Annotated in this window: 1 protein-coding gene; it reads left to right on the forward strand. The window is 51.6% G+C overall.

The window, feature by feature from the left end:
• Positions 1-391, forward strand: a 391-nt coding sequence (locus ACOV8S_RS31320; protein ID WP_448321867.1) for an alpha/beta hydrolase, incomplete at its 5' end; no start/stop codon positions are given.
• Positions 392-446: the final 55 nt, after the last annotated feature.

Genomic DNA, 446 nt, shown 5'->3' on the forward strand with positions numbered 1-446 from the left:
CAATTGGGAGAAATTGAAGTGGTTCGACACTTTCAAATGGATATCGCTATCGAGTCAGCACCTGACGAAGCCGAAGGAACAGAAGAGAGATATGTCGTGGTTCGCCGATGCTATGAACGCCCCGGACTTCAAGGATCTGGCCCCCTTGACTTATCTTGCTACGGCAGATGTCGATCCGCTACGCGACGAAGCTGAAGCGTATGCGAGAAAGATCGCAGAGGCAGGCAACAAAGTCACTGTGAGGAGGTTCAAAGGTGTACCACATCACTTTATGCATATGGATCGGCTCCTCCTCCAAGGGCGAGAATATGTCCAGGATGTCATGGCGCATGTTCGACAATGTTTGCATCCTCCTCCTCCGCCACCGACTACCACTCCACCTGTGACTTGAGGCATCCAGGACGCACTGAGAAAAGCTTTAGTGCATGCTGGATGCATGTTACGAC

The sequence above is a fragment of the Streptomyces sp. CO7 genome, from assembly GCF_053474865.1.